This window comes from Streptomyces sp. NPDC050842, from assembly GCF_044456565.1.
Classification (GTDB): Bacteria; Actinomycetota; Actinomycetes; order Streptomycetales; family Streptomycetaceae; genus Streptomyces.
Map to the genome: position 1 here is coordinate 140,144 of NZ_JBITGA010000012.1, position 26,933 is coordinate 167,076.

Here is a 26,933-nt window from a genome sequence, read left to right on the forward strand (position 1 = left end):
GACGCGCAGGGAGCGTGTTCGGGACGTAGAGCGTGTTTTGTGGCGCATGAGAGCCTCCGGCCCTCATGCGCCCGCAGCCGCCGTAAAACATGCAGTCCCGAACACGCTCCCGGAGCGTCCCCCACGCACGGACGCACCACGGGGAGATCCGTCACAGCGTGACGCCCCCTCACCCCCGATATCGTGGGCACCAGGCGTCCCCGCCCACCCCACCAGCCGCTTCACCGCAGCAGCGGCCCGCACACGCACAGCCTCTCCGAGGAGCCGCTCACCCATGGCCGAGCACACCGAGAACGCGACGCACCCCGCCTACCCCGTCGGACTGCGCCTCGCCGGCCGCCGCGTCGTCGTTCTCGGCGGCGGCCAGGTGGCCCAGCGCCGCCTGCCCGCGCTGATCGCCGCGGGCGCCGACATCACGCTGATCTCCCCGTCCGCGACGCCCTCCGTGGAGGCGATGGCCGAGGCGGGCGAGATCGCCTGGGTGAAGCGGCGGTACGAGGACGGTGACCTCGCCGACACCTGGTACGCGCTGGTGGCCACCACCGACGCGACGGCCAACGCCGCGGCCTCCGCCGAGGCCGAGCGGACCCGCACCTGGTGCGTGCGCTCCGACGACGCCGAGGCGGCCACCGCCTGGACCCCGGCCACCGGCCGCGACGCGGGCATCACCGTCGCGGTGCTCACCGGCCACGACCCCCGCCGCTCCGCCGCCGTGCGCGACGCGATCGTCGAGGGCCTCCGTGACGGTTCCCTCGCTGCCCCCGCACACCGCTCCCGTACCCCCTTCGTCGCCCTGGTCGGCGGCGGCCCGGGCGACCCGGACCTGATCACCGTCCGCGGACGCCGGCTGCTCGCCGAGGCGGACGTGGTCATCGCCGACCGGCTCGGCCCCCGTGACCTCCTCGACGAACTGCCCCCGCACGTCGAGGTGATCGACGCGGCGAAGATCCCGTACGGCCGCTTCATGGCCCAGGAGGCCATCAACAACGCGCTGATCGAGCACGCGAAGGCCGGAAAGTCGGTCGTCCGTCTCAAGGGCGGCGACCCGTTCGTCTTCGGCCGAGGCATGGAAGAGGCCCAGGCGCTCGCCGTCGAAGGCATCGCCTGCACGGTGGTCCCCGGCATCTCCAGCTCGATCTCGGTCCCGGGCGCGGCCGGCATCCCGGTCACCCACCGGGGCGTGGCCCACGAGTTCACCGTGGTCAGCGGCCACGTCGCCCCGGACGACCCGCGCTCCCTCGTCGACTGGGCGTCGCTCGCCAAGCTCACCGGCACCCTGGTGATCCTCATGGGCGTCGACAAGATCGGGAAGATCGCCGAGGCGCTCATCGCGCACGGCAAGAGCCCGGAGACCCCACTGGCCCTGGTCCAGGAGGGCACGACGGCGGCCCAGCGCCGGGTGGACGCCACGCTCGCGACGGTCGCCGAGACCGTCAAGGCCGAGGAGGTCCGCCCGCCGGCGGTCATCGTCATCGGTGACGTCGTCACCGAAGGTCCCGGCAAGCTGGTGAAGTGACCAGGGGTAACTGAAACCTGTCACCACCCGTCGCACACCATTGGCACCACACCCCGGACAAGGCAGTATCACCCCGTGGCCGAACTCATCACGATCGACGACCCCGACGACCCGCGCCTGCGCGACTACACCGGCCTGACCGACGTCGAGCTCCGACGCAGACGCGAGCCCGCCGAGGGCCTGTTCATCGCGGAGGGCGAGAAGGTCATCCGCCGTGCCAGGCAGGCGGGGTACGAGATGCGGTCGATGCTGCTCTCCGCCAAGTGGGTCGACGTCATGCGCGACGTCATCGACGAGGTCCCGGCGCCGGTGTACGCGGTCCAGCCGGACCTCGCCGAACGCGTCACCGGGTACCACGTCCACCGCGGCGCCCTCGCCTCGATGCAGCGCAAGCCGCTCCCGGACGCGACGGAGCTGCTCGCCGACGCACGCCGGGTGGTGATCATGGAGTCGGTCAACGACCACACCAACATCGGCGCGATCTTCCGCAGCGCCGCCGCCCTGGGCATGGACGCCGTCCTGCTCTCCCCGGACTGCGCGGACCCGCTCTACCGACGCTCCGTCAAGGTCTCGATGGGCGCGGTCTTCTCCGTCCCGTACGCCCGCCTGGACACCTGGCCCCGCGGCCTGGAGGCGGTACGGGAAGCGGGGTTCAAGCTCCTCGCGCTGACCCCGGCGGAGAAGGCGACGTCGATCGACGAGGCGGCCCCTCACCGACTGGAGCGGGTGGCGCTGATGCTCGGAGCGGAGGGCGACGGCCTCTCCACGCAGGCGCTGCGCGCGGCCGACGAATGGGTCCGGATCCCGATGGCCCACGGAGTCGACTCGCTGAACGTGGGCGCGGCGGCGGCGGTCGCGTTCTACGCGGTGGCGACGGGCCGCCCGGAGTCCTGACAGAAGAGCCGACGGAGGCCGGACGCCCTCCCGACGGCGAAGAGCCGACGGAGGCAGGACGCCCTCCCGGCAGTGAAGAGCCGACGGAGGTCAGACGACCTCGGTCGGCTTTCTGCCTTCCCGGCCCTAGCCCTGCAAGGCCTGCGCGGCGGCGATGCCCAGGGCGACGACCAGTGTCACGACCACGAAGACGAAGAGGCGCTGGCGCAGCAGACGGGGGTTGGCGGGACGGCGTCCCGTCGACGTCGAGCGGGCGCCCGGCCGGGTGCCGGGACGGGACTGGGGGGCTCGGGAGCCGCCGGTCCGCGGCCCGGCGGAGGGCCGTGACGCCGGGTTCGTGCCCCGCGTCTGCCCCCGCTGCTCGCGCTCCGCGTCCCGCTCGGGACCGTGGCCGCGGGTGTCCCGCTCCGTGTACCGCTCGGTCGGCCGGGCGGTGTTCCGCTCCTCGGCCCGCTCCCGCTGGACGGGCGGACGCGAGACCGGCAGGCCCTGCGCCTCGCGGGCGGCGATCTCCTTGAGCCGCATCGACAGCTGGAGCGTGCTGGGACGTTCCTCCGGGTCCTTCGCCAGACAGGCCCGGATGAGCGGGGCGAGCGCGTCGGGGACGCCGTGGAGCTGCGGCTCCTCGTGTACGACCCGGTAGAGCATGACCTCCGAACTCCCGTGCCCGAAGGGGGAGTCGGCCATCGCCGCGTACGCGAGGGTGGCGCCGAGCGAGAACACGTCCGTGGCGGGGGTGACGGCCGCGCCGCGCACCTGCTCCGGGGCGAGGAAGCCGGGCGAGCCCACGGCCGTCCCCACGTGGGTGAGCGTGCTGGCTCCGGTGGCCCAGGCGATCCCGAAGTCGATGATCCGGGGGCCCTTGGGGGAGAGCAGGATGTTCGAGGGCTTCAGGTCGCGGTGGACGACCCCGGCCTCGTGGACGGCGACGAGGCCCTCCGAGAGCGCGGCTCCGATGGAGGCCACGTCGGCGGCGCGCAGGCCGCCCTCCTCGGCGACCCGGTCGTGCAGCGAGGGGCCGGGCACGTACTGGGTGGCGAACCAGGGGCGCTCGGCCTCCAGGTCGGCGGCGACCAGCCGGGCGGTGCAGCCGCCGCGGATCCGCCGGGCCGCGGAGACCTCGCGGGCGAAGCGGGACCGGAACTCCTGGTCCTCTGCCAGGTCCGGCCGGATCACCTTGAGCGCCACGCGCTGACCGCGCCGGTCGGACCCGAGGTACACGACCCCCATCCCGCCGGCCCCCAGCCTGCGGTGGAGCCGGAACGACCCGACGATCCGCGGATCCTCGCGCCGGAGCCGCATCATCGCCATGTCCGTCCCCTCGTCCGTTCGACGTGGCACAGCTTACGTAGTGGCGCCCGAACGTGCTCATAGGCCGCGCCCTCGCACCGGGATCGATTGTCAGTGCTGAGGGGGACGACAAGCCGGAGCGCGAACCGGGACGCGGCCTCAACCACCCTTCCCCGCCGATCACTTGACGGAGGGTCGCGAGAGCCCTGTCGCGGCCGGGAGGACGCCTCACCGGGCTCCGGGACCCTGAGATCCGGCCAGGCCCCGGTGAAGTGAGCGATGTCACGCCCGGTGACCTGCCCGGCACCCGCCGAGACCCGTCGGGCGGCACCTCCGGTCGGCGGGCCGCACCGGTCACCGGACGGGCCGACCCCTCCGGGAAGACCCCCACTTCCGGACCCCCGTCTCCACCCAGGGGAGTACTCCGCGCGGCCGGGCGTCATCCTCCGGGAGGCCCGCAAGTCGGTACGCGGGCATGACGTCCGGACGCCTCGCGCTCCCTAGTGTTGTTGTCAGCGGCGGGTGCAGCACTCGTCCCCCGAGGTCACGTACCCGCCGCGCCAGACACGACAGGAGAGGAACCATGGCGTACACGGCACCGCGGTCGACCACCAGCCCTTCGGGCCGTCGTCACCCCTTGGTGGCCACGGCCATGGTCCTCCCTCTCGCGGCCCTGCTCGTGGTCGTCTTCGGCGGCTGGGAAGCAGTGGTCACACAGGCGTCGTCCGTGGGCGTGATGTTGGGGCGCTGAACAGCGCCCGGACCAGGGAGAGCGGCCCGGGTCAGGGACATCCGGCCATCAACCCCGTGGGGACGGGGGTGTGGCGGACGGCAGCGTGAGGCCGGTCAGCTGGGGAGCTGACCGGCCTTCGCGCGTCCCGGAACCCGGTCCCCAGGGCCGTCGCTCGGGGGAGCGACGCGTACGCTCCCCGCGTGGACCCCGCCGCCCAGCCCTCACGACCTTCACCGACCGCCCAGGCCTCACCGGCCGCCCCCTCGCCCACCCCGCCGCCGCCCGCCAGGCCCGACCAGCCCGCCAGGCTCGACCAGCCCGCCAGGCTCGACCAGCCCGCCAGGTTCGACCAGCCCGACCAGCCCGACCAGCCCGACCGGCCCGACCGGCTCGCTCCATCCGCACACCTCACCCGGCTCGCCGCCGTGGCGCGCGCGGCCGCTCACCGTCCCGGCACACCGTGCCACTGCGCGAGCGAGCTCGTCGGGGTGCTCGCCGACCGGGACGACGGGACCGTCGTACGCCACGGGCCGCTCGTCGCCAAGGCGCACGCCCCCGACACCGACCCCGAGGCGCACCGCGCCCGGCTGGCGCTCGCCGCCCACCCCGACGTCGACGGCATCCTCCTGCCGCCGCTCCCGCTCCCGGTCCCGTCGCGGGGAGGCGGCGTCGCACTCGAAGGCCGTCCCGTCACCGCCTGGCCGTACGGGCCGCCCGTCGCCCCGGACGATCCCGACGCCGCCCCCTGGGAGGACGCGGCACGGCTCCTCGCGCTGCTCCACCGCACGCCGCCCCCGCCGGCATTGGCGCCGAGGCTCCCGGCGATGAGGGCCCCGCTCAAGGTGTCGCTCGCCGTGGACCGGATGCGCCGGACGGCGCCGGACCATCCCGCCGCCGCCACCGTGCTCAGCGCCTGGCGGACGATCCCCGACGCCGGTCCGTCGGGCCCCCGGCTGCTCTGTCACGGCGACTTCCACCTGGGCCAACTGGTGCGCGGGCCCCGGCCGGTCGGCGACGGACCCTGGCGGCTCATCGACATCGACGACCTCGGCCTCGGCGATCCCGCGTGGGATCTGGCCCGCCCCGCCGCCTGGTTCGCCGCCGGCATCCTGCCGCCGGAGGTGTGGTCCCGTTTCCTCGGCGCGTACCAGGAGGCGGCCGGTCCGGCCGTCGGCGCCGATCCGTGGGTCCAACTGGACGTCCCGGCAAGGGCCCTGACGGTCCAGACGGCGGCCCTGGCCCTCGCCAAGTCCGTGGCCGAGCGCCGGCCGCTCGACGAGGTCGAGGACGTGATGATCGACACCTGCGCGCGGATAGCCGGGCATCGAACCGATTCGGCCGCTTCGGCGTCCACGTAAAGTGAAAGGCACCATTCGAACGGCAATGTCAGGGAGTTGAGCCGAGCATGCAGTGTCCCAAGTGCCATGCGGCCATGCACACGTACAACCGCAACGGCGTCCAGATCGAGCAGTGCAGCGGCTGCCGCGGGATATTCCTGGACTTCGGCGAGTTGGAGTCCCTGACTCGCCTGGAGTCCCAGTGGGCCCAGCAGGCGCCGCCGGCCCCGCCGGCCTACCCGGCGCAGCCCGCCCCCGCGGCCCCCGCCTGGGGAGCCCCGCACCAGGGCGGCCACCACGGCGGTCACTACCGCCAGCGCGGCTTCGGCCGGATGCTCTTCTCCTCCTGAGGATCCCGAGCACGAGGAAGCCCCCGGCGCGAGATGCGGCCGGGGGCTTCGTCAGATGGTGCGCGATACTGGGATTGAACCAGTGACCTCTTCCGTGTCAGGGAAGCGCTCTCCCGCTGAGCTAATCGCGCGGGATGGTACCCACGTCGTATCCGAAGATACTCCGTGCTGCGTGCGCGATACTGGGATTGAACCAGTGACCTCTTCCGTGTCAGGGAAGCGCTCTCCCGCTGAGCTAATCGCGCGGGTGGTGCACGCGTCGTGATCGACGGTGCCGGGTGCTGTGTGCGCGATACTGGGATTGAACCAGTGACCTCTTCCGTGTCAGGGAAGCGCTCTCCCGCTGAGCTAATCGCGCGGGGGATCCGGAGATCCAGGATCCGAAGATCCAGTGGACGATACTGGGATTGAACCAGTGACCCCTTCCGTGTCAGGGAAGTGCTCTCCCGCTGAGCTAATCGTCCTTGGAGGTGGAGACGGGATTTGAACCCGTGTAGACGGCTTTGCAGGCCGTTGCCTCGCCTCTCGGCCACTCCACCAGGAGTGATAACAGGGGTTCGGGAAGATCCCCCACATCGAGCGGACGACGAGATTCGAACTCGCGACCCTCACCTTGGCAAGGTGATGCTCTACCAACTGAGCCACGTCCGCTTGTCGTTTCCGTTCCGCTTGCGCGTCCCGGCGACGTGTTGAACTCTAGCGGATTCCTGGGCCAGTACAAAAACGCGTTTCCGCAGCGTGCTGACCTGCGCGCCGATCGGGGTGCCCGCCACGGCGCCCCGGAGGGTCGCGTGGCGTTCACTCGCCGTGTCGCCCGAGTCGCGCGCAGCCCCCGCCCACGCGACCCCGCACACACGAACCCGGGGACCCCGTCCACCCGACCTAGACTCGATGCGTGCACGACTTTGCTCCTCTGGCCCGCTTCGGCGGCCTCGTCGCGACCGATCTCCGGGACGTCACCCATGACCCCGAGGCCCTGGACTCCACCGGCTTCTGGGCCGTCTGTGCGGACTTCGAAGGCCGTCTGACCTGCGCCCGCTTCGGCGACGTGCGGCCCGACCCGGTGCCCACGCCCGTGCCGGGAGCGTGGCGGGGACCGGGGGCCGGTGACTGGACGTCCTCGCTCGACCGCGCCGCGTACACCGCGGGCGTCCGGCGCGTGCGCGAACACATCGCGCGCGGCGAGGTCTACCAGGCGAACCTCTGCCGGGTGCTGACCGCGCCGCTGCCGGACCCGGCAGCCGCCGACGTCGACGCCCTGACCGCGCTGCTCGCCCGGGGCAACCCCGCGCCCTACGCCGGAACGATCCGCCTCCCCGCCCACGGTGTGGAGATCGCCACCGCTTCCCCCGAGCTCTACCTCCGTCGCGAAGGGGCCCTGATCACCTCGGGCCCCATCAAGGGCACCGGCCGCACCGCCGCCGACCTCCTCCCCAAGGACCACGCCGAGAACGTGATGATCGTCGACCTGGTCCGCAACGACCTGGGACGCGTCAGCGCGACCGGCACCGTCGCCGTTCCCGCGCTCTGCGCGATCGAGGAGCACCCCGGCCTCGTCCATCTCGTCTCCACCGTCACCGGCCTCCTGCGCGAGGACGCGGGCTGGCCCGAGCTCCTCGACGCGACCTTCCCGCCCGGCTCCGTCACCGGCGCGCCCAAGTCCAGCGCCCTGCGGATCATCGAGGCCCTGGAGACCGCCCCCCGCGGCCCGTACTGCGGAGGCATCGGCTGGGTCGACGCAGACGCGGACACCGCAGAGCTGGCCGTCGGCATACGCACCTTCTGGATCGACCGTCCCGAGGGCGTGCTCCGCTTCGGCACCGGTGCCGGGATCACCTGGGGTTCGGACCCGGAGCGCGAGTGGGAGGAGACCGAGCTGAAGGCGTCCCGGCTGGTCGCGATAGCGTCGGGCGCCTACGAGTCGGACGCCTACGAGGCGAGCGGAAAGGCCATCTCTCGATGAAACTCTGGGTCAACGGCGGGCTGCACGACGCGGAGACCGCCCTGGTCTCCGTCCTGGACCACGGGCTGACCGTCGGCGACGGCGTCTTCGAGACGGTCAAGGCCGAGCGGGGAGAAACGTTTGCCCTCACCCTCCACCTGGACCGACTCACCCGCTCCGCCCGCGGTCTGGGCCTGCCCGACCCGGACCTCGACGAGGTCCGCCGCGCCTGCGCCGCCGTCCTCGCCGCCAACCCGATGGAGCTCGGCCGGCTGCGGATCACGTACACCGGCGGTCTCTCGCCGCTCGGCTCGGAGCGCGGCGACGCCGGCGGCAGCCTCGTCGTCGGCCTCGGCGAGACCGCCCGCCGCGCCGACTCCACCGCGGTGATCACCGTGCCCTGGACCCGTAACGAGCGCAGCGCCCTCGCCGGCCTGAAGACCACCTCGTACGCGGAGAACGTCGTCGCCCTCGCCAGGGCGCGCGAGCAGGGCGCCTCCGAGGCGCTCTTCGCCAACACCCTGGGGCGGCTCTGCGAGGGCACCGGCTCCAATGTCTTCGTCGTGCTCGACGGCGCGATCCACACCCCGCCCGTCGCCTCCGGCTGCCTGGCGGGCATCACCCGGGCCCTCGCCGTGGAGTGGACCAGCGCCGAGGAGACCGATCTGCCGCTGGACGTGCTGGAGAGCGCCGAGGAGATCTTCCTGACCTCGACCCTCCGCGACGTCCAGGCCGTGCACCGCGTCGACGGCCGTGTGCTCACCGGCGCCCCGGGGCCGGTCACCGCCAAGGCCATGCGGATCTTCGACGAGCGCGCGGCCCAGGACCGGGACCCGCGCCTCGCCTGAACCGCCTCCAGCCGGCCCCCTCGCGTGAACGGTCGCGCGTAAATCGGGATGACGGACGGCCCGGGGGTGGGTAGAACACCCATGATGACCACCACCCTGCGGCCGGCCGGGCCGCTTCAGCAGACGCCTGACGGCGGCCGATCCCGTACCTACGACGTGTGCGTGAACAGTCGCCGCGTCGGCTCCGTCCATCTCTCGACCGATCCCGGCTTCGGCGCCGCCTCGGGCGTGATCCAGGGACTCCGGGTCGACGAGCCGGACCGGCGGCGGGGCCGCGGCACGGTCGCCGCGCTCGCCTCCGAGGAGGTGCTGCGGAGCTGGGGCTGCGCCGAGGTGCAGATATCGGTGCCCGCCGACGCGGAGGCGGCGCTGCGGATGGCCCGCTCGCTGGGCTACGGCGAGCGCAGCCGGAACATGGTCAAGGAACTGGCCGCCGAGCCGCCGGCCCTGCCGGACGGTGTCGAGGTCAGGCCCATGACCGGGAGCGAGTTCACCGAGTGGGAGGCGCGGGCCAAGGAGGGCTTCGCGCAGAGTTGGATCGACCGCGGAGTCCCTGAGGACCAGGCCCGCGCCAAGGCCGACGACAGCCACCGCCGGTACCTCCCGCAGGGCCTGGCCACCCCCGGCATCGCGATCCACGTGGTCGTCCGGGACGGGCGGCCCGCCGGCTTCCTGTGGACCGGCCGCATCGAGCTCGAACCGGGACGGTGGGCCGCTTTCGTGTACGACATCGAGGTCGCGGAGGAGCAGCGCGGGCGCGGCTACGGCCGGGCCCTCATGCTGCTCGCCGAGCGGGTCGCGCGGGAGGCCGGGGAGGAACTGTTCGGACTCCACGTCTTCGCGGGCAACACCCCGGCCATCCGGCTCTACGAGTCCCTCGGCTACCGCACCACCTACGTGAACAGCGCCAAGGCGCTTCTGTAGGGGTGGTCAGCCCTTCAGGAGGCGGTCGGCGATCTCCTCGATGCGCTGCCGCAGGCCGTCCTGGCTCTGGCCGCCGTCGAGGCGCTCGCCGCCGATCACGTACGTCGGAGTGCCGGTGACCTTGATCGCCTTGCCCTCGGCCTCGTCCGCGTCGACGGTCAGCAGGTGCCGGCCGTCGATCAGGGCGGTGTCGAACTCCTCGGCGTCCAGCCCCAGTTCGGTCGCCACCTCCAGGAGGACCGGCTCCCCCCGGTCGCCGAGGTCGGCGGTCCTGGCCAGCAGCGCCTCCACGTACGGCCAGCCCTTGCCCTGCTCGACGGCCTCCTCGGCGGCCTGGGCGGCGGCGTAGGCGTGCTTGTGCTTCGCCAGCGGGAAGTGGCGCAGCTGTACGTCGAGGCGGTCGCCGTACGTCTCGCGCAGCGCGCGGACGTCGTCGAGGGCCACGAAGCAGTCGGGGCATTGGAGGTCGAACCAGGCCTCCAGGACGACGGGGGAGGCGGGTGCGGTGGTGGAGTCGTTCATGGCAGCAGTGTCCCTCACCGCCCCCTGGGGAGGAGATCCGGCCGCCGCGACCCCGAGATCTCCCTGAGAACGACCCCGGGGCGTGGCCCCGGGCGCCCTCGGCGGTGCAGGATGGAAGGGACGTATCACCCGGACCTGGAGGATCGCATGATCGCCGAGACCATTTGCTCCGCGGCGGCCGTGGCGGGCCTGGGCATCGCCGGGGTCACGGCGTACCGGAAGCGCTTCCTGTCCGCCGCCAGGATCGTCGCCTATTCGCTGGTTCCGCTGGGGCTCGTGATGACCGGTGCCGTGGAATGGCTCGCCGACACGGCCTTCAGCCCGGTGGCCTGGGCGGGATTCGGCGTGCTCGGTGCCGCCTGGCTGCTCTTCTCGTCCACGCGGGCCATCGAGCGGCGTCGGGGCGGGCGTAAGGAGACCACCGGGGGAGCGGAGCCGCGTGCCGTGGCCCCGGCCGCTTCCTCGCCCTCGCGCGCCGTGGCGCCGAAGCCGCAGACCGGCCAGTCCGCCGGAGAGGACTTCAGCGACATCGAGGCGATTCTGAAGAAGCACGGAATCTGATCACTTCTGGCGATTCCCGTTCCCGTGATCCACGGGAAGGGGTGAACAGCCTTTGCGGTGAGGCGTGTTTCGGGATTTCCCGGGCGTGGCGTGCGTCATCATCCCCCCGAGATGCTGGATACCTCGCGGGAGCCCGTCCCCGCCGCCCCCGATGCCGCCGGACCCGTCGACATGCCCGCGGAGGAACCGCGCGGCTGTCTGTTCGCGCTCTCCCAGCCGCCGCTGATGATCTTCCTCGCGGTGATCGGCTGCCTGCTGCTCACGGCCGCCGTGCACGACCTCTTCGTGCTGTGACGCCTCGCGCCCGCGCCCTGCGCGCGGGGAGCGGGTCCGGCTGTCAGCCCGCCGCTTCCTTGCGGCGCGCCCGGTACGCGGCCACGTGCAGGCGGTTGCCGCAGGTGCGGCTGTCGCAGTAGCGGCGCGAGCGGTTGCGGGACAGGTCGACGAAGGCCCGGCCGCAGTCCGGTGCCTCGCAGCGGCGCAGCCGCTCCTGCTCGCCCGCCACCACGATGAACGCGAGGGCCATGCCGCAGTCGGCGCCGAGATGGTCCGCCACGGAGGCGCCCGGCGCGAAGTAGTGCACGTGCAGGTCGTAGCCGTCGTGGTCGGTGAGCTGCGGGGTGGTGCCCGCCGCCGCCACCAGCTGGTTGATCAGCGGGGCCGCGATCCGGGGTTCGGGGGCCGAGAACACCGCGGTGAACTTCTCGCGGACGTCGCGGACGGCCTTCAGGTCGCCGGCTCCGAGATCGCCCACGTCGCTGATCTTGTGCGCCCGTACGAAGGTCCGCAGCCCTTCGAGATCCGCGAGCTCGTCGGGGCGGTCGCCCTGGGGGGCCGTGTTCATCAGATCGACGACGGTGTCGAGGGCGATCCGGGTGTCGTGGGGGATCAGCACGATTCGCTCCCTGGCCGGCTGCGGGCGGGCGCCCGCGGAATGGCGCTGACTCTAGCGCGGCCGGGAAAGGGACAACGGCGCCCGCCACCGCGCCGGCTGCGCGGTGGGGAACGCCGTCGTCGTGCCTATGTGACTGCCCACGCGGCGCCGTCGCCCCGAGTCGGACGGCGCCGTGCGGCTCTCGGCCTGGCTCAGCTGTCGGCCAGGATGTGGGAGAGCTCCGTATCGAGATCGAAGTGCCGGTGCTCGGTGCCCGGTGGCACGGCGGCGTCGGTCCGCTTCAGGAACGACTCCAGGGCCCTCGCCGGGGCCTCGAGCAGGGCTTCTCCCTCGGGTGAGCTCAACGCGATGCAGACGACTCCCTGGCCGTGACTACGGGATGGCCAGACGCGGACGTCGCCCGTGCCGGTGGGCCGGTGCAGCCCCTCGGCGAGAAGGTCGCGGGCGAAGACCCACTCGACCGTCTCTTCGGCTCCGGTGTGGAAGGTGGCGTGCACGGCATACGGATCGGCCGTGTCATACCGCAGGCCCGCGGGTACAGGCAGTGAGGACTCGCTCGACACAACGAGGCGCAGGTGCAGCTCGCAGCTGACCGTGGTGTTCATAAGCGCCAGGGCCTTTCGCTCAGTGTGCGCTCGGGGATTCGCACGTCGGCGAAATCGACATGCCACCTCCAGTGCCGTTGTAAACCCCTCTGTCGGTTTTGTGATCGTTCAGGTAGCTCGGATGGCGGTATGTAACTTTGGGTAATACCGCCATACCGGTTGGCCCCTCGCGTCCGGTAAGTTGGGGGGTATGAATGCGGAGAGTGACGAGCGTACAGGGGATTCCGCAGCCGGCCAGGAAGCCGAATTGGGATCCCGCGCACCGGAGTTCATCAAGTCCCGACGAGGCCTGCACCTGAGCTGGCAGGTCGGCGTCTTCATCGTGGGACTGGCCGTGGTCGGCGCGGGCGTCGTCATGCTGCCGCTGCCCGGACCCGGCTGGCTGGTCATCTTCGGCGGCATGGCGATCTGGGCGACCGAGTTCGTCTGGGCACAGCTCGTGCTCCGCTGGACCAAGCGGAAGGTCACCGAGGCCGCCCAGCGCGCCCTCGATCCCAAGGTCCGTCGCAGGAACATCATCCTCACCACCGTCGGCCTGGTGATCATCGGCGCCCTGCTCGCCGTCTACCTCTGGAAGTTCGGCATCGTCATGCCGTGGAAGATCGACGAGTGACCTTCGGGCGGTTCGGGAGCCCCGCTGACATGGGGTAATGTTTGCGGTGCGCCCGGGCGATTAGCTCAGTGGGAGAGCACTTCGTTCACACCGAAGGGGTCACTGGTTCGAACCCAGTATCGCCCACCACCCGGCCCGAAGGCCCGGAGACGGAACACCGTCTCCGGGCCTTCGGCGTTCGTCGGTGGCTGTCGGCGTTCCCGGCGTTCCCGGCGTTCTCGGTGTGTCACCGCATCCGCGCCAGCCGCTCCCGCAGCCGCCGGGCATCCCGCAGCCGCTGCTCGTACGTGGCACCCACCGCGAGCAGCAGGAGCCCGGCGAGCGCCGGCGGCAGCCAGCGCGGCAGCGCGCCCACCGCCTGCACGACGTACGGAGCCAGCTCGTGCAGCCCGTCCAGGGCCAGCACCCCACCGCCGAGCACGAGCAGCGCCTGCAGCCGGAACCGCGCGCCGAGCAGCGTCACGACGAGCGCCGCGACCCCCAGGAGCAGCGGGCGCACCCAGTCCGGGTCCACCCAGGCCGCCACGAGGCTCGGCAGCAGCGTCGCCGCGAGACCGCGGCCGTACGCCGTCCAGGACGAGGCCTCCGGGTCCCGACGCCGCCGCAGGAACCCGACGATCAGTGCGGGCACGGTCACCGGCAGCGTGTACGCCTCCGGGGTCGTCACGTCCGAGACCGCGAGCCGGACCCAGGTGGCGAGCAGGAACAGGGCCGCCGCCGCCCACGACGCGAACCGCCGCCGCTCCGGCCGGACCGCCGTCGCCGCCGCGATCACCCCGCCGACGGCCAGCGCGAGCGCGAGGAACGCGGGCCGGGAAGCGGCGACCCCCAGGGCGAGCAGCCCCACGGAGGCGCCGGTGATCTCGACCGCCAGGGTCACCGGGCCCGTACGCGTCCGGGCGGCGAGCGCCGCGGTGGCCGCCGGGACCAGGAGCAGCGCCAGGGCCGTCCAGTGGTCCTCGAACCCAGCCGCGGCCGCCACCGCCAGGACGAGCCCCGCCGCCGCGAGGACGGCGACGCAGGCGGAGACCGCCCGGCGCGCGCCCTCCCCGAGCACGGCGACGCCCGCGAACAGGCCGAGCAGCACCCCGAGCGCGGCGAACGTGGCCTCGCGGACGTCCAGCGCCAGCGCGCCCGCGCTCACGGCGGACGCGAGCCCGCCGGCGTACGCGCACCAGCCGAGCGCGGTACGGGGCTCCAGGACGGTCGCCCGCGCCTGGGGCCGCAGGGGTGCCCAGGTGCCCCAGGGAGCCCCGGGACCGGGGAGCGGGGGCAGCGCCGTCGTGACCGGCGCCTCGGCCCGCCGCAGTCCGCGCAGGAGCGGGCCGGGGCGGACGGCGATCCCGAGGGTGGCCGCCGTGGTGAGGAGCTGGAGGGCCAGCGTCGCCGCGTACGGCAGGTTCAGGGCGACGGGCAGGGCCGTGAGCAGCGCCCAGACCACCGCGAGCACGCCGCAGCGGGCCCAGAGCCGGGGGACGGCCGCGAGCGCGGCGGCGGCCACCAGGAGGACCAGGACGGCGGTCGCGGGGTACGAGGTCAGGGCACGCTCGGCGTGCTCGCCGGACCACACCTCCGTCGTCCGGGCCACCGGCCCCAGCAGCCCCACGGCCGCGGGCGGCAGCGCCCACAGCGCGCCGAGCGCCATGACCCCGGCCCCGGCGCCGGCCAGCCCGAGCCGGACGCCACGAGGCAGCCACGCGGGCGTGTCCGCCCGGACCGCGGCATCCGCGCCGGTCGTCGCGCCCGCGCCGGTCGCACCGGCGTCCGCCGCGGGCGCCGCCACGGAGTCCGCGCCGAGGCGCGGTCCGCCCGCGCGCCACAGCGACGCCAGGGCGAGGCCGCACAGTGCGTACCCCGGGACCGTCCAGTCCGCCGGGAGCGCCGCTCGGAGGAGGCCGCCGAGGGCCGCCACCGCCGACAGGCCCGCGAGCACCGAGGCCGCCGCCGCGAGCGGAGGCCGACGCCAGGCCACGTACAGCGTCAGTGCCGCGCTCGCCAGGAGGAGCGGCGCGCCGCTCCACGGCGCGGACAGGGAGAGCCACGCGCCCGTCAGGAGCGACCAGCCGCCGAGCGCCGTCGCCCCGGTGACCGCCGTGATCCGGACCGCCGCCGGGCGGGTCCACAGCGCCACCGCCGCGTCCGCCGCGACCGTGACCAGCGCCGCCCAGGCGAAGGCCGTCGGCCCGCCCCCGGCCGCGAGCACGCCCAGCGGCAGCGGCAGCTGGGCCGCGACGACGGCCACCGGCAGCGGGATCCGCAGCCGGGGCAGCGCCGAGCCGTACGCCGTCCACGCCCCCGCGAGGACCGCGGACGCCACCGCCGTGTAGCCCAGGCCGTCCGTCTCCGCCAGCGCCACCCGGTGCAGCGCGTACGCGTCGAGGACCATCAGGACCAGGCCCAGCGCCGCCACCGACTCGGCCGTCGAGACCAGACCCTTCCGCAGCAGCGCCACCGGCGCGGCCAGGGCCGCCGAGGTCACCACGAGCAGCACCGCCGCGCGGCCGCCGATCCCCATCGAGCCCCAGCTCACCAGGGTGAAGGCGACCGCGGCGATCGTCAGGAGCGTCCCGCCGAGTGTCAGCAGCACGTTCTGCGCGCTCCGCGGGGTCGAGTCCGCGACCGCCCTGCTCCCCGGCCGCGGTGGCGCCGCCGCCGGGACCGCCGAGTACAGCACCTGGATCAGCCAGGCCCGGCGGGCCAGCAACTGGGTCCGGCGCGCGTCGAGTTGCGCCAGCTCGCGGTCGACGAGCACCAGCTCGTCCGCGGGCGGCAGGGAAGTGTCCATGACCGGAGTGTGGCCCCCGCCACACGCGACGGGAATGCGTCACCGTACTCAGATCCCGGCCTGAGTACCTCAGACTGGAGGCATGGACTGGTGCCGGTACCGCTTCCGGAGCGTCTGGCGGCTCGCCGCCCCGCCCGACGCCGTCTACGCCGTGCTCGAACGCGCCGAGGAGTACCCCCGCTGGTGGCCCCAGGTCCGCGAGGTCGTCCCCCTCGACGACACCACCGGCACCGCCCGCTTCCGCTCCCTCCTCCCGTACGAGATCGTCGTCACCGCCCGCTCCCTGCGCCGCGACCCCGCCGCCCGGATCCTGGAGGTGGGCCTCGGCGGGGACCTGGAGGGGTGGGCCCGCTGGACTCTCGTCGAGGAAGGGGTGGGCACCCGCGCCGTGTACGAGCAGGAGGTGGAGGTCCGCGCCCGGCTCCTGCGGGCCCTCGCCGTCCCGGGGCGACCCGTCTTCCGGGCCAATCACGCCCTGATGATGCGCGGCGGACGGCGTGGACTCGCCGCCCATATGAAGGGGCCGCTCGAAGAGCGTCGATGAGGGGCGGTGGTCGGGTGACGGGTGGGCGGTTTGAACGAAACCCGTACCGGCCTGTATGGTTCAACCCGTTCCCGGGCGATTAGCTCAGCGGGAGAGCACTTCGTTCACACCGAAGGGGTCACTGGTTCGATCCCAGTATCGCCCACCGGGAAAGGCCGGTCCGTCGAAAGACGGACCGGCCTTTGTCATTCCGTGGCCCCATCCGTCAGGCCGCCGTGCGCAGTTCCGGTCGCAGCGGCCAGGCCGGGTCCACCGTCTCCGGTGTCCCCTGCCGCGTGAACCACGCCTGGAGCCCGCGAGCCTGGGCCGCGTGCCACACCGCCTGGAGCGTGTGCAGCTCCGCCGGGGTCAGCCGTTCGAGGCGGGACGAGAAGCGCCGCGCCAGAGCCCGTACGAGGTCCAGCGACGCGGTCGCGTCCGCCGCCGCGTCGTGCGCACCGGCCAGCTCCACCTCGTAGTGCGCGCAGAGGTCGGTGAGCGTCCGGCGGCCCTTGCGGTAGCGGTCCAAGTGCTTGTCCAGGACCCGCGGGTCGAGCACGCACAGCGGCGAACTCGCCAGATAGGTCCCCAGCGACGACGCCCGGTGCCGGCGCAGCTCCCGGTCCAGGATCGTCAGGTCGAACGGTGCGTTCATCACCACGAGCGGCCGCCCCGAGGCGATCTGCTCGGCGAGTGCCCGTGCCAGCTCCTCCATCACCGGAGCCGGCCACCGGCCGTTCCGCTGGAGGTGATCGTCCGTCAGTCCGTGTACGGCCGTGGCCCCCTCCGGCACGGGTATGCCCGGATTCACCAGCCAGCGCGTCACCCGCGGACGCGCTCCGACCGTGTCCTGTACGACGAGGGCGGCCGAGACGATCCGGTCCTCCTCGACGTCGACTCCCGTGGTCTCCGTGTCGAAAGCGGCCAGGGGCCCTTCGTACCAGTGCGTTGTCATCCCCGAACTCCTCGCACCCCAGCGGCAGATGGCCAACCCCCTGCCCGAAACGGTGATACCCGCACTGTTTGCGCCGTACGCGGACCGGTCACAACACCAGGGACGGGGAAGGAAATCGACATGGCGCTCGCCCAGCCCGAGTCGGGAGGGCTGCCGCCTCAGCGGGCAGCAACGACGCGCGGCTCACTCGCCACCACCGCCTGCATGGAGACCCTCCAGGTGGGCTACCTCCACGCGGTCGCCGCGGCGGCCGGCTGTTCACTGTCCCAGCCCTTTCCGGACAACGGCATCGACTGGCACGTCAGCCACGGCTCTCCCGCACACACCGTCGACGACGAAGTGACCATCAAGGTGCAGCTCAAGTGCACCTACCAGATACCGCCGCGCGCGCCGGGAAGCGCCTCCGCCGCGTTCTCGTTCACGCTCGACAACGACCACCTGGTGAAGCTCGCCCGGACGCCCGTGTCCGTGCACAAGATCCTGGTCGTGATGATCGTCCCGAGAACGCAGGAGGACTGGCTGAGGGCGAGCCACGACGGGCTCGACCTGCGGCACTGCTGCTACTGGATCAACCTGGCCGGACACCCGGTCACGGGACGCCGCCGGACCACGGTGCGCATCCCGACGACGCGGATCTTCGACGACCGGGCGCTCTGCGAGATCATGACCCGGGTCGGCGTGGGAGGGAGACCTTGATGCACCGACCGATCGGCGACCCCGACGGCGGGTACGGAGCCGGCGGTGAGGGCGACGGGCGCGGTTCCGGCTCCGTACCGCCGCCCTACCGGCCCCATCCGGCGCCCGCTGACACCCCCGGGCCCTGGACCGGGATCCCCGCACCGCCCGCGGGGCCCTGGGCCGACACGCAGGGACCGCCCGACCCCGGGCGGGTCGACCCGCGCGTCCTCGGCGCGCTCCTCGCCCGCCACGGCTGGCGGCGGCGCGGCGGGGCGGCCGGGCGCTACAGCCGCTGGACCCCGCCGGGCGGCCCGGGCGCCACGGGAAGCGGCGGGACGAGCCTGCTCGTCCCGGAGAGCCGGGCCTTCCCCGACTGCGAGGACCTGCTCGGCGAGGCGCTCGCCGCCCTCGCCCACAGCGGCACGCCCTCCGCGCGCGAGGTCCTCACCGGCCTCTCCGTCCCCAGCGACGAGATCCGCTGGTGGCGCGACGTACCGCCCGGCCCGGCCGGCACGGTCCCGTGGACCGTGCAGGAACAGCTCAGGTCGGCCGCCCGGCAGCTGCTCCTCGCGGGCGCCCTCGCCGTGCGCGGACGGGCCGGTTACCACGGCGCCCGCCACCGCCGGCCCGCCCAGGCCTCCCTGGAGACCGTCGTCGTGGGCGCCGCCCCCGGCGGACGCGGCCTGACCGCCTTCCTGCCGGTCGAACCGGGCCGGCCCATCGCCGTCCGGCTCTACCACGCGCTCTACGCGGCCCGGGAGGCCACCGACTACCAGCGGGCCACCGGCGGCATGGAGGCCTTCGACGCCGCCGTCGAGGCGGGCGTCAGCCGCGAGCTCACCGAGGCCCTCGTCGCCCTGGTCCGGGGCACGGAAGGGGCCAGGGTCGCCCTCGAATGGGCCCCGGCCGCCGGAGCGCCCGAGGGGTGCGCCGCCCGCCCCGAACCCGTCGAGTTCTCGCCCGGCGACCTGCCCGCCCTGCGCGAGGCGAGCGCCCGCTATCTGACCGACGAGCCGTCCGTGCCGGTACGCATCACCGGGGCCGTCGTCCGGATGCGCCGCTCGGGGGCGCGCGGCGACGGCACCGTCCGGCTGCGCGTGCTCGGCGGGGCGGAGGTCCCGCACGTCCGTGTCACCCTCGGGGAAGAGGCGTACCGCACCGCCGTCCACGCCCATCTCGTCGGGCTGCCGATCAGCGTCGTGGGCCGCCTGGAGAGCAGGGGCGGCTTCCGGCGCCTCACCGACGCCTCCGGGGTCGTCCCCGTCCAGGTCGACGAGGCGGAACGGGACCGGCTGATGAAGTCGCTCCACGAGAACCTCGACTTCTTCGAGGAGGCGTGCGGCCCGGACGAGGCGTGACGCGTGGGGCGACGGTAGGACTCGGGGCGGGAGAAACCGGTGCGCGGGCGGGCCGGTCGGCTCGGTAGGATCGGCGTGATGCGGCACCTCGTCTCTGTCGCGCACCGTCGGCGCCGGCACCTCGTGCCTGCCTGCGCCCCGAAGGAAGAAGAACACCAGTGTCTGAAGTCCGTGTGACCGTCCAGTCCGCCTCGGAGGCAGAGGAGAGGGCGGTGAGCGCGGGCACCACCGCCGGTGCCCTCTTCGCCGACGACCGCACCGTGATCGCCGCCCGCGTGGGCGGCGAGCTGAAGGACCTCTCGTACGAGCTCGCCGAGGGCGATGTCGTCGAGGGCGTCGAGATCTCCTCCCCGGACGGTCTCGACATCCTGCGCCACTCCACCGCCCACGTCATGGCCCAGGCCGTGCAGGAGCTCTTCCCCGAGGCCAAGCTGGGCATCGGCCCGCCGGTCCGGGACGGCTTCTACTACGACTTCGACGTCGAGAAGCCCTTCACTCCCGAGGACCTCAAGGTCATCGAGAAGAAGATGCAGGAGATCCAGAAGCGCGGCCAGCGCTTCTCCCGCCGCGTGGTGACCGACGAGGCCGCCCGCGAGGAGCTCGCCGACGAGCCGTACAAGCTGGAGCTCATCGGCATCAAGGGCGCCGCGTCCACCGACGACGGGGCCAACGTCGAGGTGGGCGGCGGCGAGCTGAGCATCTACGACAACCTCGACGCCAAGACCGGCGAGCTGTGCTGGAAGGACCTCTGCCGCGGTCCGCACCTGCCGACCACCCGGAACATCCCGGCGTTCAAGCTCATGCGCAACGCGGCCGCCTACTGGCGCGGCAGCGAGAAGAACCCGATGCTCCAGCGCATCTACGGCACCGCCTGGCCGTCGAAGGACGAGCTGAAGGCCCACCTCGACTTCCTGGCCGAGGCCGAGAAGCGCGACCACCGCAAGCTCGGCAACGAGCTCGACCTCTTCTCCGTCCCGGACGAGATCGGCTCCGGCCTCGCGGTCTTCCACCCCAAGGGCGGCATCATCCGCCGGGTCATGGAGGACTACTCGCGCAAGCGCCACGAGGAGGAGGGCTACGAGTTCGTCTACTCGCCGCACGCCACCAAGGGCAAGCTGTTCGAGAAGTCGGGCCACCTGGACTGGTACGCCGAGGGCATGTACCCCCCCATGCAGCTCGACGAGGGCGTGGACTACTACCTCAAGCCCATGAACTGCCCGATGCACAACCTGATCTTCGACGCGCGCGGCCGTTCGTACCGTGAACTCCCGCTGCGCCTGTTCGAGTTCGGCACCGTGTACCGGTACGAGAAGTCCGGCGTCGTCCACGGTCTGACCCGGGCGCGCGGCTTCACCCAGGACGACGCGCACATCTACTGCACCCGCGAGCAGATGGCGGAGGAGCTGGACAAGACCCTCACCTTCGTCCTCAACCTGCTCCGCGACTACGGCCTGAACGACTTCTACCTGGAGCTGTCCACCAAGGACCCGGAGAAGTTCGTCGGCTCGGACGAGGTCTGGGAGGAGGCCACCGCGGTCCTCCAGCAGGTCGCCGAGAAGCAGGGCCTCCCGCTGACCCCCGACCCGGGCGGCGCCGCGTTCTACGGCCCGAAGATCTCGGTGCAGGCGCGCGACGCCATCGGTCGCACCTGGCAGATGTCGACCGTGCAGCTCGACTTCAACCTGCCGGAGCGCTTCGACCTGGAGTACACCTCCCCGGACGGCACCAAGCAGCGCCCGGTCATGATCCACCGCGCGCTCTTCGGTTCCATCGAGCGCTTCTTCGCGGTGCTCCTGGAGCACTACGCGGGTGCGATGCCGCCGTGGCTGGCGCCGGTGCAGGCGACCGGTATCCCGATCGGCGACGCCCACGTCGACTACCTGCACGAGTTCGCCGCCAAGGCGAAGAAGCAGGGCCTGCGCGTGGACGTCGACTCGTCCTCGGACCGGATGCAGAAGAAGATCCGGAACGCGCAGAAGCAGAAGGTCCCGTTCATGATCATCGCGGGTGACGACGACATGGCCGCCGGCGCCGTCTCCTTCCGCTACCGCGACGGTTCGCAGGAGAACGGCATCCCCGTCGACGAGGCCATCGCCAAGATCGCCAAGATCGTCGAGGACCGCGTCCAGGTCTGACGGCCGCACGCGTGATCAGGCCCCCGGGGATTCCCCCGGGGGCCTCTTCTCGTCCTCCCGCGTGAACGCCTGGATCAGCCAGGACGAGAACGAACCCGTCACCGCGCCGAGCAGGGCGAGCCCGCAGGCCATCACGCCCACCGCCGTCACCCGGCCGCCCGTGGTCACCGGGGAGACGTCCCCGTACCCGACCGTGGCGAGCGTGGCGCAGGCCCACCACACCGCGTCGCCGAAGGTGCGGATCGTGGCGCCCGGGGCGTCGACCTCGTACTGGTAGACGGTGAGCGCTCCCGCGAAGCCCAGCAGGGTCGTGGTGAGGCCGGCGTAGACCATCACCCGCGCGTAGAGGCTGAGCCGCGGCTTCTCCTGGCGGCGCTGAACCCGGTCGTAGATGGTCACCATCCGCACCGGCCGCAGCAGGGGCAGCAACAGGACCACCGTGTCGAGGAGGTGGGTGCGGACGAAGCGGAGCGGGCCGAGGCCGCTGAGGCGGAGCCGTACCCCGTAGTCCGCGATGAAGACGGCCCAGGAGGCGAGGGTGACGGCGAGGCAGAGGTCGAGCCAGACCTGGGGCAGATCGTGGTGGCCGAGGACCCGGACCGCGTAGCCCGTCAGATAGGCCAGGGACGCCACGGCGAGCGGGGTCTCCATACGGCGGTCCCAGCGTTCCTGCCGGGGCGGTTTCGGTGGCCTGTCGCGCATCGGATCAGCATGGCGTCTGCATGGATCTTCCGCCCCGGCGACACGTTCCGAACGGGCGACGCAATATGCTGCACAGCATGACGACTGAGCCGGAGCAGCAGATCGGAGTCGGGACGCGGGACGCGTTCCAGCGCCTGTGGACGCCTCACCGGATGGCGTACATCCAGGGCGAGAACAAGCCGACCGGGCCGGGGGCCGACGACGGCTGTCCGTTCTGCTCGATCCCGGCGAAGTCCGACGAGGACGGTCTGGTGATCGCCCGCGGCGAGAGCGTGTACGCGGTCCTCAACCTGTACCCGTACAACGGCGGCCACCTCATGGTCGTCCCCTACCGGCACGTCGCCGACTACACGGACCTGGACGTGGCGGAGACGGCGGAGCTCGCCGACCTCACCAAGCGCGCGATGGTCGCGCTGCGGACGGCGTCGGGTGCGCACGGCTTCAACATCGGCATGAACCAGGGCGCCGTGGCCGGCGCCGGGATCGCCGCGCACCTGCACCAGCACGTGGTGCCGCGCTGGGGCGGCGACACCAACTTCATGCCGGTCGTCGGGCACACCAAGGTGCTTCCGCAGCTGCTCGCCGACACCCGGAAGATGCTCGCCGACGCCTGGCCGGCCACCATCTGATCGGTCTCGTCCGTACGCCTGCGACGGCCCGGGTCCAGTGACCCGGGCCGTCGCAGGCTTCCCGCTCAGGCGTCGTAGACGTCGGCCTTCTTCGGGCCCGGGTCCTGGATCATGCCGCCGAGGACGAGCGAGCGGTTGGTGAAGCGCTCCGTGTCCACACCGTGGTCGTCGAGCATCTTGACGGTCGCGGCGTGGACGGCCCGCAGCACCGGCGTCGCCATGCGGATCGCGTCGTCGGCCATGAAGCGGTTCTTCCAGAGCGGGCCGGCCCAGACGTGCCGCAGGCCGAAGGGCTCGGGCAGGACCATCTTGCCGCCGAGGAACTCCAGGACCGGCGGGTACCAGGTCAGCGGGGCGCGGACGGCGAGCCGGACGATGTCGTCGGTCTCCAGGAGGGCCTGTTGGATCTCCCTCGTCTCCCAGAAGCGGACGGTCTTGGAGACCTCCTTGGTCTTGGCCTTCGGCTTGGTGGTGAAGAGGCCGTGCACGGGCCCGAGGGCGTGGCCGGTGACCTCGATCCGCAGCGTGTGGTGGAGCGAGGTGACGGTCACCATCATCGTGAGGACCAGGTTCCCGTCCCAGAGCGCGAACTGCACGCCGAGGTAGTGGCGGTTGCCCGCACCGAACTGCTGGTCGTTGCAGATGCGCTGTATCTCGTGCGGCTTGACCTGGTAGTGCACGATGCTGTCGCCCTCGGGGCGGGTGACCTCGTCGGCGCCCTCGCCGACCGGGGAGACGATCCAGTGCTTGACGGTCGGCTTGGGGAAGCCGGTCTTGAGGGAGCCGCGCTCCAGGAGCGTGAGCTCGTCGTGGATCTTCCGTATGACGTCCCAGGCGCGGAAGGCGTGGATCTCCCGGCCTGCCTGGGGGACGAGCTCCTCGGCGAGCGTCCAGCTGCCCCAGCGGGTGCCGAGACCGAGGACGCCCTTGGCGCCCGCGTAGAAGACGATGTTGGACTGCTGTTCGGCGGCGAGCTTCTCCAGATTGACCCGGAGCTCCTCCGCCGACTTCTCGCCCGGATCCTGGGGAGCGGACTTGGGGACGTGGGGGCCCACACCGCCGCCGCTGAGCAGGCCCGTCCACCGCTCGCGCAGATCGACGGCGTACCGCTCGCAGATCCGGCGCGCGAGGAACCAGCCCACGACCGGCGCCACGATCATCGCGCGAAGGTAGTTGGGCAGGATCCCGTCGAACGGCAGCTTGAGCAGGACGATCGCGGCGACGACACCGGCCGCGACCAGGAGGGCGGTGCCGGCGGCGCCAGCGCGCCTGTTCTCGGAGCCGGCGGAGAGGCGGCGGAGCTGGATGACGCCGAGCCACAACAGCAGACCGGGCAGGAAGAGCACCCCGCAGACGAAGGTGACCAGGGTCAGCTTGATGTCGCGCTGTCGGCGGATGTGCGTGGCGGCGAGGCAGTGCTCGACGACCGGCTGGGGGTCGGCGCCGAAGGACTGGATGAGGGCCTTGCGGGCGCCGCCGAGCACACGGACCTGGACGGCGCGGGAGAAGGCCTCGCCGAGGTCGGGGCGGAAGAGCCCCCATCTCCCCTCTTTGACCGTCGTCTTGTAGAGGTCGTTGTCCGCCTCCTGGATCGTCTTGAGCGGGCTGTCCCGGTACGCGGCCGAGGCGAGGGCGTGGGTCGCCCCGGTCTGCCCGTCCGAGCCCATGAGGGGGACCTGAGCCCCGGGTCCGAATCCGTCGAAAGCCACTGCCGCCCCCATCGCCGCGATCACCTGTGCGGGCTGTTCCCAACTGCCGCGCCCCGCACACCTTCTGAGCTGGGCACCACAGCGTAACCGGGTACTGCCCGATGCGTCACGGCCTGTGGATATCGACGGCCGAATGCCGTCCGCCCGGCGCGCGCAGGGCGGACGTCCACTGCTGTCGCTCCGTCAACTAGGCTCCCTTCTCGGCCTGTTCGCGGATCCTGTCCGCGAGGTGCGGAGGCATCGCTTCGTGCCGGGCGTAGGCACGGTCGAAGCGGCCCGTGCCGTGCGAGACGGAGCGCAGGTCGATCGCGTACCGGCCGATCTCGATCTCCGGCACCTCCGCCCTGACCAGGGTCCGTCCCGGCCCCGCCTGCTCGGTGCCGACGACCCGGCCGCGCCGCCCCGACAGATCGCCCATGACCGGGCCGACGTACTCGTCGGGGACGATTACCTGGACCTCGGCGACCGGCTCCAGGAGATGGACGGGGACCCCGGCGGCCGCCTCGCGCAGCGCGAGCGCCCCAGCCGTCTGGAAGGCGGCGTCGGAGGAGTCGACCGAGTGGGCCTTGCCGTCCCGCAGGGTGATCCGGACGTCGACGAGCGGGTAGCCGGCGGCGACGCCCCGGGCGGCCTGGGCCCGTACCCCCTTCTCGACGGAGGCGATGAACTGGCGCGGGACCGCTCCGCCGACCACCTTGTCGACGAACTCGATGCCGCTGCCCGCCGGCAGCGGCTCCACGTCGAGCTCGCAGATCGCGAACTGGCCGTGGCCGCCGGACTGCTTGACGTGCCTGCCCCGGCCCGCCGACGCGCCGCCGAAGGTCTCGCGCAGCGACACCTTGTAGGGCACGGCGTCGACCCGGACCCCGTACCGCCCCTGGAGCCGTTCCAGGACGACGTCCTGGTGGGCCTCGCCCAGGCACCACAGCACCACCTGGCGGGTGTCCTGGTTCTGTTCGAGGCGCATGGTCGGGTCCTCGGCGACCAGTCGGGCCAGGCCCTGCGAGAGCTTGTCCTCGTCGGCCTTGCTGTGCGCCTCGACGGCGAGCGGCAGCAGGGGCTCCGGCATGCTCCACGGCTCCATCAGGAGCGGGTCGTCCTTCGCGGAGATCGTGTCGCCGGTCTCGGCGCGGCCGAGCCGCGCGACACTGGCGAGGTCCCCGGCGATGCAGTGCGCCATGGGCCGCTGCTGCTTGCCGAAGGGGGAGGTGAGCCCGCCGATCCGCTCGTCGACGTCGTGGTCCTCGTGCCCCCGGTCGGCCATGCCGTGGCCGGAGACGTGCACCGTCTCGTCGGGTCGCAGCGTCCCGGAGAAGACCCGCACCAGGGAGATCCGGCCGACGTACGGGTCGGCGGCGGTCTTGACGACCTCGGCGACCAGCGGGCCGTCGGGGTCGCAGGTGACCGGTGGCCGGGGCTGCCCGTCGGGCGTGGTGACGGCGGGCGGCTCGTGCTCCAGGGGGGAGGGGAAGCCGCCGGTGATCAGCTCCAGGAGTTCGAGGGTGCCGAGGCCCTGCGTCCCGCCGTCGACGGCGGGGGCGGCCGCGAGGACCGGGTGGAAGCCGCCCCGGGCGACGGCCTTCTCCAGGTCGTCGACGAGCGTCTTCAGGTCGATCTCCTCGCCGCCGAGATAGCGGTCCATGAGGGTCTCGTCCTCGCTCTCCGCGATGATCCCCTCGATGAGCCGGGCGCGGGCCTCCGCGATCAGCTCCCGCTGGCCCTCGTCGGGCGCCTCCTCGCGTCGTACGCCCGTCGAGTAGTCGAGGATCCGCTCCGAGAGCAGACCGACGAGTCCCGTGGCGGGCGCGTGCCCGTCGGCGCCCTCGGTGCCGCGCACCGGCAGGTAGAGGGGGAGGACGGCGTCCGGGTCGTCGTGCCCGAAGAGGTCGGCGCAGACGGCGGTGAGCTCGGTGAAGTCGGTGCGGGCGGTGTCGAGGTGGGTGACGACGATGGCGCGGGGCATGCCGACGGCGGCGCACTCCTCCCAGACCATGCGGGTGGAGGCGGCGACGGCATCGGCCTCCTGCGCGGCCGAGACGACGAAGAGGGCCGCGTCCGCCGCCCGCAGACCGGCCCTCAGCTCCCCGACGAAGTCGGCGTACCCGGGTGTGTCGAGGAGATTGATCTTGAACCCGTCCCAGCCGACCGGGACGAGGGAGAGCTGTACGGAGCGCTGCTGGCGGTGCTCGATCTCGTCGTAGTCGGAGACCGTCCCGCCGTCCTCGACGCGCCCCGCCCGGTTGACCGCCCCGGCGGCCTGGGCGAGCGCCTCGACGAGGGTCGTCTTGCCCGATCCGCTGTGGCCGACCAGCACCACGTTCCGTACGGACGCGGGCCGGTCGGCCGTCAAAGCCCTGCCGGCGGCTCCGGCGGCCGTGTTCGCCTTGTCACCCATGATGTGTTCCTCCCGACTGCTCGCATGGAGCGGT

General features: G+C 72.6%; 25 protein-coding genes and 8 tRNA genes. 18 read left to right on the plus strand and 15 right to left on the minus strand.

Annotated features, from left to right (window positions below; translation table 11 throughout):
- The first annotated feature begins 274 nt into the window (after positions 1-274).
- Entirely contained in the window at positions 275-1,516 is a 1,242-nt protein-coding gene (gene cobA / locus ACIBG6_RS33410; RefSeq protein ID WP_399226469.1) for a uroporphyrinogen-III C-methyltransferase, read from the plus strand.
- A gap of 75 nt (positions 1,517-1,591) precedes the next feature.
- Positions 1,592-2,410, plus strand: coding sequence for a TrmH family RNA methyltransferase (locus tag ACIBG6_RS33415; RefSeq protein WP_399226470.1), 819 nt, complete (start codon positions 1,592-1,594; stop codon positions 2,408-2,410).
- Between the two features lie 126 nt (positions 2,411-2,536).
- On the opposite strand, the gene ACIBG6_RS33420 is transcribed toward ACIBG6_RS33415, so the two are convergent.
- Positions 2,537-3,721: a serine/threonine-protein kinase gene (locus ACIBG6_RS33420; protein WP_399226471.1), complete on the minus strand. Its 1,185-nt coding sequence runs from the start codon at positions 3,719-3,721 to the stop codon at positions 2,537-2,539.
- 562 nt (positions 3,722-4,283) lie between these two features.
- Between ACIBG6_RS33420 and ACIBG6_RS33425 the strand changes: the two genes are divergently transcribed.
- From ACIBG6_RS33425 to ACIBG6_RS33435, 3 genes are all read left to right on the plus strand, one after another.
- Positions 4,284-4,451 carry a hypothetical protein gene (locus ACIBG6_RS33425; RefSeq protein ID WP_024758747.1) on the plus strand — a complete coding sequence of 56 codons (168 nt, stop codon included), beginning with the start codon at positions 4,284-4,286 and terminating at the stop codon, positions 4,449-4,451.
- Between the two features lie 407 nt (positions 4,452-4,858).
- Positions 4,859-5,791 carry a phosphotransferase family protein gene (locus ACIBG6_RS33430; RefSeq protein WP_399226610.1) on the plus strand — a complete coding sequence of 311 codons (933 nt, stop codon included), beginning with the start codon at positions 4,859-4,861 and terminating at the stop codon, positions 5,789-5,791.
- Positions 5,792-5,838: 47 nt separating this feature from the next.
- Positions 5,839-6,120 (plus strand): zf-TFIIB domain-containing protein, encoded by a 282-nt coding sequence (locus ACIBG6_RS33435; RefSeq protein WP_399226472.1) that lies wholly within the window; start codon positions 5,839-5,841, stop codon positions 6,118-6,120.
- 56 nt (positions 6,121-6,176) lie between these two features.
- Here the strand turns inward: ACIBG6_RS33435 and ACIBG6_RS33440 are convergent.
- The 6 genes from ACIBG6_RS33440 to ACIBG6_RS33465 all read right to left on the minus strand — a co-directional run bounded on the left by ACIBG6_RS33440 (position 6,177) and on the right by ACIBG6_RS33465 (position 6,771).
- A tRNA-Val gene (locus ACIBG6_RS33440) sits at positions 6,177-6,251 on the minus strand.
- A 42-nt stretch (positions 6,252-6,293) separates the two neighbouring features.
- Positions 6,294-6,365: transfer RNA gene (locus tag ACIBG6_RS33445), tRNA-Val, on the minus strand.
- Positions 6,366-6,406: 41 nt separating this feature from the next.
- A tRNA-Val gene (locus tag ACIBG6_RS33450) sits at positions 6,407-6,478 on the minus strand.
- Between the two features lie 34 nt (positions 6,479-6,512).
- Positions 6,513-6,584 (minus strand) — tRNA-Val (locus ACIBG6_RS33455).
- A gap of 1 nt (position 6,585) precedes the next feature.
- Positions 6,586-6,659, minus strand: a tRNA-Cys gene (locus ACIBG6_RS33460).
- A 39-nt stretch (positions 6,660-6,698) separates the two neighbouring features.
- Positions 6,699-6,771 (minus strand) — tRNA-Gly (locus ACIBG6_RS33465).
- 244 nt (positions 6,772-7,015) lie between these two features.
- On the opposite strand from ACIBG6_RS33465, the gene ACIBG6_RS33470 reads away from it, so the two are divergent.
- From ACIBG6_RS33470 to ACIBG6_RS33480, 3 genes are all read left to right on the plus strand, one after another.
- Positions 7,016-8,083, plus strand: a complete 1,068-nt coding sequence (locus ACIBG6_RS33470; protein WP_399226473.1) for a chorismate-binding protein — start codon at positions 7,016-7,018, stop codon at positions 8,081-8,083.
- On the plus strand, positions 8,080-8,910 hold the full coding sequence (locus ACIBG6_RS33475) for an aminotransferase class IV (RefSeq protein WP_399226474.1): 831 nt from the start codon (positions 8,080-8,082) through the stop codon (positions 8,908-8,910). The genes ACIBG6_RS33470 and ACIBG6_RS33475 overlap by 4 nt, the downstream gene beginning before the upstream one ends.
- An 84-nt stretch (positions 8,911-8,994) precedes the next feature.
- Entirely contained in the window at positions 8,995-9,834 is an 840-nt protein-coding gene (locus tag ACIBG6_RS33480; protein WP_399226611.1) for a GNAT family N-acetyltransferase, read from the plus strand.
- A 6-nt stretch (positions 9,835-9,840) separates the two neighbouring features.
- Here the strand turns inward: ACIBG6_RS33480 and ACIBG6_RS33485 are convergent, their stop codons facing one another.
- Positions 9,841-10,356 (minus strand): DsbA family protein, encoded by a 516-nt coding sequence (locus ACIBG6_RS33485; RefSeq protein WP_329624479.1) that lies wholly within the window; start codon positions 10,354-10,356, stop codon positions 9,841-9,843.
- Between the two features lie 147 nt (positions 10,357-10,503).
- On the opposite strand from ACIBG6_RS33485, the gene ACIBG6_RS33490 reads away from it, so the two are divergent.
- Both ACIBG6_RS33490 and ACIBG6_RS33495 read left to right on the plus strand, forming a co-directional pair.
- Positions 10,504-10,917: a hypothetical protein gene (locus ACIBG6_RS33490; protein ID WP_399226475.1), complete on the plus strand. Its 414-nt coding sequence runs from the start codon at positions 10,504-10,506 to the stop codon at positions 10,915-10,917.
- A 111-nt stretch (positions 10,918-11,028) separates the two neighbouring features.
- A complete protein-coding gene (locus ACIBG6_RS33495) occupies positions 11,029-11,211 on the plus strand; it encodes a hypothetical protein (RefSeq protein WP_329624481.1) in 183 nt (60 codons plus the stop codon).
- Positions 11,212-11,254: 43 nt separating this feature from the next.
- On the opposite strand, the gene ACIBG6_RS33500 is transcribed toward ACIBG6_RS33495, so the two are convergent.
- Positions 11,255-11,812, minus strand: a complete 558-nt coding sequence (locus ACIBG6_RS33500) for a CGNR zinc finger domain-containing protein (protein WP_399226476.1) — start codon at positions 11,810-11,812, stop codon at positions 11,255-11,257.
- A 191-nt stretch (positions 11,813-12,003) separates the two neighbouring features.
- Positions 12,004-12,417: an SsgA family sporulation/cell division regulator gene (locus tag ACIBG6_RS33505; protein WP_015032345.1), complete on the minus strand. Its 414-nt coding sequence runs from the start codon at positions 12,415-12,417 to the stop codon at positions 12,004-12,006.
- Between the two features lie 190 nt (positions 12,418-12,607).
- Between ACIBG6_RS33505 and ACIBG6_RS33510 the strand changes: the two genes are divergently transcribed.
- Both ACIBG6_RS33510 and ACIBG6_RS33515 read left to right on the plus strand, forming a co-directional pair.
- Positions 12,608-13,030 carry a TIGR02611 family protein gene (locus ACIBG6_RS33510; protein WP_399226477.1) on the plus strand — a complete coding sequence of 141 codons (423 nt, stop codon included), beginning with the start codon at positions 12,608-12,610 and terminating at the stop codon, positions 13,028-13,030.
- Between the two features lie 54 nt (positions 13,031-13,084).
- Positions 13,085-13,159: transfer RNA gene (locus tag ACIBG6_RS33515), tRNA-Val, on the plus strand.
- Positions 13,160-13,256: 97 nt separating this feature from the next.
- Here ACIBG6_RS33515 and ACIBG6_RS33520 read toward each other — a convergent pair.
- Positions 13,257-15,815, minus strand: a complete 2,559-nt coding sequence (locus ACIBG6_RS33520) for an SCO7613 C-terminal domain-containing membrane protein (RefSeq protein ID WP_399226478.1) — start codon at positions 15,813-15,815, stop codon at positions 13,257-13,259.
- A gap of 82 nt (positions 15,816-15,897) precedes the next feature.
- Between ACIBG6_RS33520 and ACIBG6_RS33525 the strand changes: the two genes are divergently transcribed.
- Positions 15,898-16,359 (plus strand): SRPBCC family protein, encoded by a 462-nt coding sequence (locus ACIBG6_RS33525; protein ID WP_399226479.1) that lies wholly within the window; start codon positions 15,898-15,900, stop codon positions 16,357-16,359.
- Positions 16,360-16,432: 73 nt separating this feature from the next.
- Positions 16,433-16,504 (plus strand) — tRNA-Val (locus tag ACIBG6_RS33530).
- 60 nt (positions 16,505-16,564) lie between these two features.
- Here the strand turns inward: ACIBG6_RS33530 and ACIBG6_RS33535 are convergent.
- On the minus strand, positions 16,565-17,293 hold the full coding sequence (locus tag ACIBG6_RS33535; protein WP_399226480.1) for a 3'-5' exonuclease: 729 nt from the start codon (positions 17,291-17,293) through the stop codon (positions 16,565-16,567).
- 120 nt (positions 17,294-17,413) lie between these two features.
- Here ACIBG6_RS33535 and ACIBG6_RS33540 point away from each other — a divergent pair, with 120 nt between their 5' ends.
- From ACIBG6_RS33540 to thrS, 3 genes are all read left to right on the plus strand, one after another.
- The gene (locus ACIBG6_RS33540; RefSeq protein WP_399226482.1) at positions 17,414-17,989 is read left to right on the plus strand and encodes a DUF4365 domain-containing protein; all 576 of its coding nucleotides are present in this window, start codon (positions 17,414-17,416) and stop codon (positions 17,987-17,989) included.
- Positions 17,989-19,329, plus strand: coding sequence for a hypothetical protein (locus ACIBG6_RS33545; RefSeq protein ID WP_399226483.1), 1,341 nt, complete (start codon positions 17,989-17,991; stop codon positions 19,327-19,329). The genes ACIBG6_RS33540 and ACIBG6_RS33545 overlap by 1 nt, the downstream gene beginning before the upstream one ends.
- 158 nt (positions 19,330-19,487) lie before the next feature.
- Positions 19,488-21,464: a threonine--tRNA ligase gene (gene thrS / locus ACIBG6_RS33550; RefSeq protein ID WP_399226484.1), complete on the plus strand. Its 1,977-nt coding sequence runs from the start codon at positions 19,488-19,490 to the stop codon at positions 21,462-21,464.
- A gap of 15 nt (positions 21,465-21,479) precedes the next feature.
- Here the strand turns inward: thrS and ACIBG6_RS33555 are convergent, their stop codons facing one another.
- On the minus strand, positions 21,480-22,166 hold the full coding sequence (locus tag ACIBG6_RS33555; protein WP_399226485.1) for a potassium channel family protein: 687 nt from the start codon (positions 22,164-22,166) through the stop codon (positions 21,480-21,482).
- 65 nt (positions 22,167-22,231) lie between these two features.
- On the opposite strand from ACIBG6_RS33555, the gene ACIBG6_RS33560 reads away from it, so the two are divergent.
- The gene (locus tag ACIBG6_RS33560; protein ID WP_317593810.1) at positions 22,232-22,795 is read left to right on the plus strand and encodes an HIT domain-containing protein; all 564 of its coding nucleotides are present in this window, start codon (positions 22,232-22,234) and stop codon (positions 22,793-22,795) included.
- 65 nt (positions 22,796-22,860) lie between these two features.
- Here ACIBG6_RS33560 and ACIBG6_RS33565 read toward each other — a convergent pair whose 3' ends face one another.
- Positions 22,861-24,516 carry a hypothetical protein gene (locus ACIBG6_RS33565; RefSeq protein WP_399226486.1) on the minus strand — a complete coding sequence of 552 codons (1,656 nt, stop codon included), beginning with the start codon at positions 24,514-24,516 and terminating at the stop codon, positions 22,861-22,863.
- 175 nt (positions 24,517-24,691) lie between these two features.
- Positions 24,692-26,899 (minus strand): elongation factor G-like protein EF-G2, encoded by a 2,208-nt coding sequence (locus tag ACIBG6_RS33570; protein ID WP_399226488.1) that lies wholly within the window; start codon positions 26,897-26,899, stop codon positions 24,692-24,694.
- Between the last annotated feature and the right edge of the window lie 34 nt (positions 26,900-26,933).